General features: G+C 71.8%; 10 protein-coding genes. 3 read left to right on the forward strand and 7 right to left on the reverse strand.

The window, feature by feature from the left end:
- The 4 genes from GKQ77_RS22395 to rimP form a co-directional block, all read right to left on the reverse strand.
- A partial coding sequence (locus GKQ77_RS22395; protein ID WP_219690724.1) for a translation initiation factor IF-2 N-terminal domain-containing protein occupies positions 1-248 on the reverse strand: 248 nt, incomplete at its 3' end.
- A gap of 146 nt (positions 249-394) precedes the next feature.
- On the reverse strand, positions 395-682 hold the full coding sequence (locus GKQ77_RS22400) for a YlxR family protein (protein ID WP_219690732.1): 288 nt from the start codon (positions 680-682) through the stop codon (positions 395-397).
- A gap of 110 nt (positions 683-792) precedes the next feature.
- Positions 793-1,782 (reverse strand): transcription termination factor NusA, encoded by a 990-nt coding sequence (nusA, locus tag GKQ77_RS22405; RefSeq protein WP_219690725.1) that lies wholly within the window; start codon positions 1,780-1,782, stop codon positions 793-795.
- 2 nt (positions 1,783-1,784) lie between these two features.
- On the reverse strand, positions 1,785-2,303 hold the full coding sequence (gene rimP / locus GKQ77_RS22410; protein WP_219690726.1) for a ribosome maturation factor RimP: 519 nt from the start codon (positions 2,301-2,303) through the stop codon (positions 1,785-1,787).
- Between the two features lie 265 nt (positions 2,304-2,568).
- Here rimP and GKQ77_RS22415 point away from each other — a divergent pair, with 265 nt between their 5' ends.
- The 3 genes from GKQ77_RS22415 to GKQ77_RS22425 are packed head-to-tail and all read left to right on the forward strand — an operon-like array spanning position 2,569 to position 4,518.
- Entirely contained in the window at positions 2,569-3,108 is a 540-nt protein-coding gene (locus GKQ77_RS22415) for a hypothetical protein (RefSeq protein WP_219690727.1), read from the forward strand.
- Positions 3,105-3,575 carry a ferritin-like domain-containing protein gene (locus GKQ77_RS22420; protein ID WP_219690728.1) on the forward strand — a complete coding sequence of 157 codons (471 nt, stop codon included), beginning with the start codon at positions 3,105-3,107 and terminating at the stop codon, positions 3,573-3,575. Before GKQ77_RS22415 ends, GKQ77_RS22420 begins: the two co-directional genes overlap by 4 nt.
- Before the next feature lie 46 nt (positions 3,576-3,621).
- Positions 3,622-4,518 (forward strand): aminoglycoside phosphotransferase family protein, encoded by an 897-nt coding sequence (locus GKQ77_RS22425; RefSeq protein WP_219690729.1) that lies wholly within the window; start codon positions 3,622-3,624, stop codon positions 4,516-4,518.
- Positions 4,519-4,620: 102 nt separating this feature from the next.
- On the opposite strand, the gene GKQ77_RS22430 is transcribed toward GKQ77_RS22425, so the two are convergent.
- From GKQ77_RS22430 to GKQ77_RS22440, 3 genes are all read right to left on the reverse strand, one after another.
- Complete coding sequence (locus tag GKQ77_RS22430; protein WP_219690730.1) at positions 4,621-6,315, reverse strand: proline--tRNA ligase; 1,695 nt, start codon at positions 6,313-6,315, stop codon at positions 4,621-4,623.
- Between the two features lie 113 nt (positions 6,316-6,428).
- Positions 6,429-6,971, reverse strand: coding sequence for a GNAT family N-acetyltransferase (locus tag GKQ77_RS22435; RefSeq protein WP_125515424.1), 543 nt, complete (start codon positions 6,969-6,971; stop codon positions 6,429-6,431).
- Between the two features lie 84 nt (positions 6,972-7,055).
- Entirely contained in the window at positions 7,056-7,904 is an 849-nt protein-coding gene (locus GKQ77_RS22440) for a GNAT family N-acetyltransferase (RefSeq protein ID WP_219690731.1), read from the reverse strand.
- Between the last annotated feature and the right edge of the window lie 145 nt (positions 7,905-8,049).

Below are 8,049 nucleotides of genomic sequence, written 5' to 3' on the forward strand. Positions count from 1 at the left end.
GAGGGGGACGCCGAGCCCGAGGGGGCCGGCGGCTTGGGGGCGGCCTGCTTGCGCGGCGCGCCGGGCTTGGCGGCGGACTTGCCGTTGCCACCCTGCTGGAATGCGTCAGTCAGTTTGCGTACCACGGGCGCCTCGATCGTCGAGGACGCCGAACGTACGAATTCACCGAGTTCTTGAAGCTTGGCCATGACGGCCTTGCTCTCTACCCCGAACTCCTTGGCGAGTTCGTATACCCGGACCTTAGCCACTTCGCTCCTTTTAGGTCCGGGTTACGCCGGACCGTCGCTACTTCATGGGCGTACTCATCGCGTGCTCATCGAGTGCTCATCGCAATCTCGACCTACTTCCAACTCGCGGAATACCAAGGCCGCACGGGGTTCCGTGCGACCACGTCTTACGTTGCCTGCTGGTCGGCTGTCTCGATCGCCCGGCGCAACGCCTGAGTGTCGAGCGGCCCCTGGGCGCGGAAGGCCCGGGGGAACGCCCGGCGGCGGACCGCCAGGTCGAGACAGACCAGGGCGGGGTGCACATAGGCACCCCGGCCGGGCAGCGTACCGCTTGGATCGGGGGCGCAGGCGCCCTCTTTCGCCACGATGCGCAGCAGTTCGCTCTTGGCCGCTCGCTCCCGGCACCCCACACACGTGCGCTCAGGGCATGCCCGGGCTGGCGTCCGGCCAGACACGCTCAAGTCTACCTCCCCGCACCGACCTCACCCCTTTGGGGCAAAAATCGAACGGCTACTCGCCACATACTGTCGTGATCCAAGCGGTGCGCGCCCGGATTTATTCCCGCCTACTGGTCGGCGGGCTGCTCGGTGTCGGGCCTGATGTCGATGCGCCAGCCGGTGAGCCGGGCGGCCAGGCGGGCGTTCTGCCCCTCCTTGCCGATGGCGAGCGACAGCTGGTAGTCCGGCACGGTCACCCGGGCCGAGCGGGCGCCGAGGTCGACGATCTCGACCTTGCTGACGCGGGCCGGGGAGAGCGCGTGGGCGACCATGTCCGCCGGGTCGTCCGACCAGTCGACGATGTCGATCTTCTCGCCGTTCAGCTCGGCCATGACATTGCGCACACGGCTGCCCATCGGGCCGATGCAGGCGCCCTTGGCGTTGAGCCCCGAGCGCGTGGAGCGCACGGCGATCTTGGTGCGGTGGCCGGCCTCGCGGGCGATGGCCGAGATCTCGACGGAACCGTCGGCGATCTCGGGCACCTCGAGCGCGAAGAGCTTCTTGACCAGGTTCGGGTGCGTGCGCGACAGGGTCACGGACGGGCCGCGGACACCCTTCGCCACCCGGACGACGTAGCTGCGAAGGCGCATCCCGTGGGGGTACTCCTCGCCGGGGACCTGCTCCTGCACCGGCAGGATGGCCTCCAGCTTGCCGATGTCGACCAGCACGTTCTTCGGGTCGCGGCCCTGCTGGACCACGCCGGTGACGATGTCGCCCTCGCGCCCGGCGTACTCACCGAGCGTCGCGTCGTCCTGGGCGTCGCGCAGCCGCTGCAGGATGACCTGCTTGGCGGTCGTCGCGGCGATGCGGCCGAAGTCGGACGGCGTGTCGTCGAACTCCTTGGGCTCCTGGCCCTCTTCGAGATCCGCCGGGTCCTCCGTCGCCCACACCGTGACGTGGCCGCTCTCGCGGTCCAGCTTCACGCGTGCGCGGCGGAAACTGCCTTCCGTACGGTGGTAGGCGATGAGGAGGGCCGACTCGATCGCCTCGACGAGCAGGTCGAAGGAGATCTCCTTCTCCCGTACCAGACCCCGCAGGGCACTCATGTCGATGTCCACGGCTACGCCTCCTCCTCTTCCTTCATGTCCTTCTCGTCCTTCTTGTCCTTGCGGTTGAACTCGACCTGCACGCGCGCCTTGTCGATCTCGTCGAAGGCGATCCGGCGGGCGGTGGCCTTGCGGCCCTTCACACCGGGCACTTCGAGGTCGAGCCCGTCGTCGTCCACCGTGAGGATGCGGGCGACCAGCTCGTCGCCCTCGGTCAGCCGGAACTTCACCAGGCGGTCCACGGCGCGCAGGTAGTGGCGGTGCTCGGTCAGCGCGCGCTCGGCGCCGGGGGAACCGACCTCGAGGTCGTACTCCCCCTCGCCCATCGCGTCGGTCTCGTCGAGCTTCGCGGAGAGCAGGCGGCTCACTTCCGCGATCTGGTCCAGATCCACGCCGTCGTCCGAGTCGATGACGACTCTCAGCACTCGCTTGCGTCCGACCGAGGCCACTTCGATCTCTTCGAGATCCAGGTCCTGGGAGCTGACGAGCGGTTCCAGTAGTTGCCGCAGCCTCTCGCTCTGGGTGGTGCTCATCCGGGTGACTCCTCGGCCGCGTGTGCTGTTGTGATTTCGTTGCAAGTCTGCGTGTCAGGTCAAAGGGTATCCGGTCCCGAGGGGTGTTGCCGCCCACCGGAGGGGCGATGTGCCGCCCGTCCCGAGCCGATCACGCGTACGGAGACCGTCCGAAGGTACGGTGATCACCGGGCCCGCGCCCACACCCTGCCTTTGCCGGCCTGTGTCCGCCTGCTGTCTGTCTGCTCGCTCGCGCCTTTTGGCCTTCCTTACGAGGACGTCTGCCGTGCCGCCGTATCCCACCGCCCCGCGGTCCCGCCCGGGACCGCGCCGCAGGAGCCTGTTCGCCGGGGCCGCGGGCATCGCCTCCGCGGCGCTGCTCACGGGCTGTTCGGACGCCGCCGACTCCGGCGCGCAGGACACGTCCGCCGCGCGCCGCCTGCGCGCCCGGGCGGCGAAGGACAGCGCGGAACTGCTCCGGCGGTACGACGCCGTCCTCGCCGCGCACCCCTCCCTCGCCGGGCGGCTCGAACCGCTGCGCGCGGAGGTCGACAAGCACGTGGAGGCGTTCGGAGGCGGCAAGGCCCCGGCGTCCCCCTCCCCGTCCGGGTCGGCTTCCGGCGCCGCCGCGCCGGACCCGGAGCCTTCCGTGGCCCCGGACCCCGACAAGGCGGTGCGCGACCTCGCCGACGCCGAGCGCGCCCTGGCCGACCGGCGGGGAGCGGCCCTGGTCGACGCCCCGGCCGAGCAGGCCAGGCTGCTCGCCTCGGTGGCCGCCGCCGGGGCGGCGCACGCGTATCTGCTGACGGAGGGCGACAAGAAGTGAGCGAGTCCAAGGACGACGAGCTGAAGGCCGTGCAGGCCGCCCTGAGCGCCGAGCACGCCGCCGTGTACGGCTATGGGGTCGTCGGCGGCCGGATCGGCGAGGGCCGCAGGGACGAGGCGCGTACCGCGTACGACGCACACCGCGCCCGGCGCGACGAGCTCCAGCGTGCCGTGCGCGACCTGGGCGGCGAGCCGCAGCCCGCCGACGCGGCCTACGCGCTGCCCTTCCCGGTGCCGGACGCCGCCGCCGCCGCGCGGCTCGCCGCCGAGCTCGAGGACAGGGTCGCCGGGGTCTACTCCGATCTCGTACGCGCTTCCTCGGGCAGCCGGCGCGGCAGTGCCGCCGGGGCGCTGCGCGAGGCGGCGGTCCGGGCCGCGCGGTGGCGCGGCGGGAGCGTAGCCTTCCCTGGGCTCGCCGAGCGGTCCGTGCCATCCGGCTCCTCGGCTACGGCGACGCCCAAGGCGTGACCCTTGACGCCAAGGGCGTAACCCTTTAGGAAGGAACGACTCGCGCATGGCTTTCGAACCGCCGCGACGCCTGGTCACCGCACTGGGCGAGACGGCGCAGGACGGCGACGACTGGCTGGCGAAGCTGCCCGGGGCAGTGGAACAGGCCGTCGCACTGCGCGAGTTGACCGTCGAGCGGGTCCATGTCCCCGGCGGGCGCAGCGGCCTCGTCGTGATGGTGCGCCGGGCCGACGGCACGCCCGCCGTGCTCAAGCTCGTGCCGCCCCGCTCGCGTCCCGAGAGCGAGCGGGCCGCCCTCGCGCACTGGGGCGGCCTCGGCGCCGCCCGGCTGCTCGACCCCGAGTGCGCGGACGGGGCACTGCTCCTCGAACGGCTGCACCGTGATGTGTCCGTGCGCTCGCTGCCGGAGGCCAAGGCGCTGCTCGAAGCGGCGGGGACGCTGCGGCGGCTGTGGGTGGAGCCGCCCGCCGGGCACCGTTTCGAGACGGTCGCCGAGCGGACGGGACGGCAGGCCGAGGCGATGCGGGCCTCACGTGACGCGGAGGTGGCGCCGCTGGTGGACGCGGCCCTCGCCGCCCGGGAGGAGCTTGTTGCCGCGGCGCCGATGGAGCCTCGGTTGCTGCACGGCACCTTCCGGCAGAGCAAGGTCCTCGCCGGGGACCGGGTGCCGTGGCTGGCCGTGGGGCCCGACCCGGTGGTCGGTGAGACCGCGTTCGATCTGGCGCGGCTCGTCCGGGACCGGGTGGAGGATCTGATCGCCTCGCCGTCCGGGGCGTCGATCACCCGTCGGCGGGTGAAGAAGCTGGCGGAGTCCCTTGAGGTGGATCAGGAGCGGCTTCGGGGGTGGACGCTCTTCCGGGCCGTGGAGTCGGGGGTGCGGGCCCTGCGGGTGGGGCGTCCGCAGGATGCGGAGCTGCTCCTGGAATTCGCCGGGTGGCTGTAGGCGGTCGCGCCGGTGCGGCGCCGTCTCCTGGGGCTCCGCCCCAGACCCCGCTCCTCAAACGCCGGAGGGGCTGACTCTGCCAGCCCCTCCGGGACGCTATGACTACGCCGTCAGGCGGGAGACGGCCTCTTCGACCGTCATCTCCTCGCGCTCGCCCGTGCGGCGGTCCTTCAGTTCCACGATGCCCTCGGCGGAGCGGCGGCCCGCGACCAGGATCTGCGGGACGCCGATCAGCTCGGCGTCGGTGAACTTCACGCCCGGGGAGACCCCGGCCCGGTCGTCGACCAGGACGCGCGCACCCGCGGCGCCCAGCTGCTCGGCGACGTCCAGGGCCAGCTCCGTCTGGAGCGCCTTGCCCGCGGCGACCACGTGGACGTCGGCGGGTGCGACCTCCTTGGGCCAGCACAGGCCCTTGTCGTCGGCGGTCTGCTCGGCGAGCGCGGCCACCGCGCGGGAGACGCCGATGCCGTACGAGCCCATGGTCACGCGGACCGGCTTGCCCTCCTTGCCGAGGACGTCCAGCTGGAAGGTGTCGGCGTACTTGCGGCCGAGCTGGAAGATGTGGCCGATCTCGATGGCGCGGTCCAGCTTGAGGCCGGTGCCGCAGTTGGGGCACGGGTCGCCCTCCTCGACGACCACGACGTCCAGGTAGTCGTCGACCTCGAAGTCGCGGCCGCAGACGACGTTCTTCGCGTGCTTGTCCTGCTTGTTGGCGCCGGTGATCCAGGCGGTGCCGGGCGCGACGCGCGGGTCGGCGATGTAGCGGACCTTGTCCAGGCCCTGCGGGCCCACGTAACCGCGTACGAGGTCGTCGCGGCCCTCGAAGTCCTCGGCGGTGACCAGCTCGACCTCGGCCGGGGCCAGGTGCTCGCCGAGCTTGCCGAGGTCGACCTCGCGGTCGCCGGGGACGCCGACGGCCACGATCTCGCCGTCGACCTTGACCAGGAGGTTCTTCAGGGTCGCGGAGGCCGGGACGCCGAGGTGCTCGGCAAGGGTCTCGATGGTCGGGGTGTCGGGGGTGTCCAGCTCCTCGGCGGGGCCGTGCGCCGAGCCGTCGACCGGGGCGAGCGCGAAGGTGACGGCCTCGGTGTTGGCGGCGTAGTCGCACGCCGGGCAGTCCGCGAAGGTGTCCTCGCCGGCCGGGGCCGGGGCCAGGAACTCCTCGGACGCCGAGCCGCCCATGGCGCCGGAGATCGCGGAGACGATGCGGTAGTCGAGGCCGAGGCGCTCGAAGATGCGCTGGTAGGCGCCGCGGTGCAGGGCGTACGCCTCGGCAAGGCCCTCGTCGGTGGTGTCGAAGGAGTACGAGTCCTTCATCTGGAACTCGCGGCCGCGCAGCACACCGGCGCGGGGGCGGGCCTCGTCGCGGTACTTGGTCTGGATCTGGTAGAGGATCACCGGCAGGTCCTTGTAGGACGAGCACTGGTCCTTGACGACCTGGGTGAAGATCTCCTCGTGGGTGGGGCCGAGGAGGTATTCGGCGCCCTTGCGGTCCTTGAGGCGGAAGAGCAGGTCGCCGTACTCCTCATAACGGCCGGAGGCCTCGTAGGGCTCCTTGGGCAGGAGCGCCGGGAGCAGCACCTCCTGGCCGCCGATGGCGTCCATCTCCTCGCGGACGACGCGGGCGATGTTCTCGTAGACCTTCTTGCCGAGCGGCAGCCAGGTCCAGATGCCGGCGGCGGTGCGGCGGACGTAGCCGGCCCGGACGAGCAGCTTGTGGTTGAGCGTCTCGGCGTCCGCCGGGTCGTCGCGCAGTGTCTTGACCATCAATCGGGACATGCGCTGGACCTGGGCCATGATCAACTCCTGCTACAAGGGGATCCCCTCTGCTCGGCACGGCCGAGAGCGTGGGGAGGGTAATGAACAGGAGGTTAGCCGGGGCGCGGGCGCGGGCGGAAATCGGTTAGGGCTCAGACCCGGCGCGGCAGGGGCAGCGGGGCGCCCATCACGGCGTACGGCATGGCGGCGCTGGGGAACAGGACGCGGCGGGCCAGGTCCGTGTAGCCCAGGGAGCGGTACAGGCCGCGGGCCGGGCTCTCGACGTCGATCGCGGAGAGGATCGAGCGGGGCTCGGGGACGCCCTCGGTGATGGTGGTGATCAGGGTGCGGCCGATGCCACGGTTCTGGTGGCCGGGGTGCACGTGCAGCTCGGTGATGACGAAGGAGTCGTCGAGCCAGTCGTCCACGTGCCGGCCGCGGAGGTAGGGCTCGACCACCGTCGACCACCAGTGGTGGCGGTCGTTGGGCATGCCGTAGACGAAGCCGACGAGCCGGCCATCGGGGGTGGTAGCGCCGAACGAGCGGGCGCCCGGATACGTGAGGTGGCGCAGGACGATCTGGCGCCGGACGGCCACCTCGTCGTCGCTCAGCCCGAAGGCGTGGGCCTGGACGTCCAGCGCTTCGTCCACCCGGGTGGCGAGGTCGAGGGGCCCGATCACGACATCGTCAGTCATGGGGCGACCCTACTTCGCGCTGCCGCGCTTCTGAACAGGGCGCTCGGGGTGGTCCTGGTGCCGGGGACGGGGCGGTCCGGGGTGTCAGAAGAGGACGCTCATGAACGCGCCGACCTCCTGGAAGCCAACGCGTCGGTACGCCGCCCTGGCCGCGGTGTTGAAGTCGTTGACGTACAGGCTCACGACGGGGGCGACGTCGTCGAGGGCGTAGCGCAGGACGGCCGCCATGCCGGGTGCCGCGAGGCCTCGGCCGCGGTATTCGGGCGCCACCCAGACGCCCTGGACCTGGCAGGCGTGGGGGGTGGCGGCGCCGATCTCGGCCTTGAAGACGACCTTGCCGTCCTGGTCGAGGCGGGCGAAGGAGCGGCCCGCGCCGACGAGTTCGGCGACGCGGGCCTGGTAGAGGAGGCCGCCGTCACCGGCCATCGGCGAGACGCCGACCTCCTCGGTGAACATCGCCACGCACGCCGGCATGATCGTGTCCATCTCGTCCTTGCGGACGCGGCGGACGTACGGGTCGGGGGTGATGTCGTCCGGGAGGCGGTCGGTGACCATCAGGGGCTGGCGGGTGCGGACCTCGCGGGCGGGGCCCCAGGACGGTTCGAGGAGGCGCCACAGCTGGGCGGTGGCGGTGGCCGGGCCGACGATGGAGGAGCAGCGGCGGCCTGCCCTGCGGGCGCGGTCGGCGAAGCCGCGGACGGCTCGCGGGGTCGCGCAGATCGGGACGAGGTTGGCGCCCGCGTAGCAGAGGGACTCGAGCATGCCGTGCTCGTACCAGCCCCACATCTCGCCGCCGAGGCGCCAGGGGTCGAGGCCGGCCACCTGGACGCGGGCGGTCACGAAGGCGTTGGTGACGGGCTCGCGGTCGAGCACGGCGAGTGCGGCGTCCAGGTCACTCGGTTCGAGGACCCGGGTGGTGGTCTGAGTCAACACGTGCGGGGGCCTCACCATACGGTTTGCTGATCTCCGCACTGTACCTGGCGGGGGCGCCTTGTGCGGGGGTGCCTTCTGCCGACCCGGGTGAGCCCGGGGGGCTCTGCCTTCGACGGGGGTCTTGCGGGTTGCCCTCCCCTCGCAC

The sequence above is a fragment of the Streptomyces anatolicus genome, assembly GCF_019400875.1.
In the GTDB taxonomy this organism is placed as follows: domain Bacteria; phylum Actinomycetota; class Actinomycetes; order Streptomycetales; family Streptomycetaceae; genus Streptomyces; species Streptomyces anatolicus.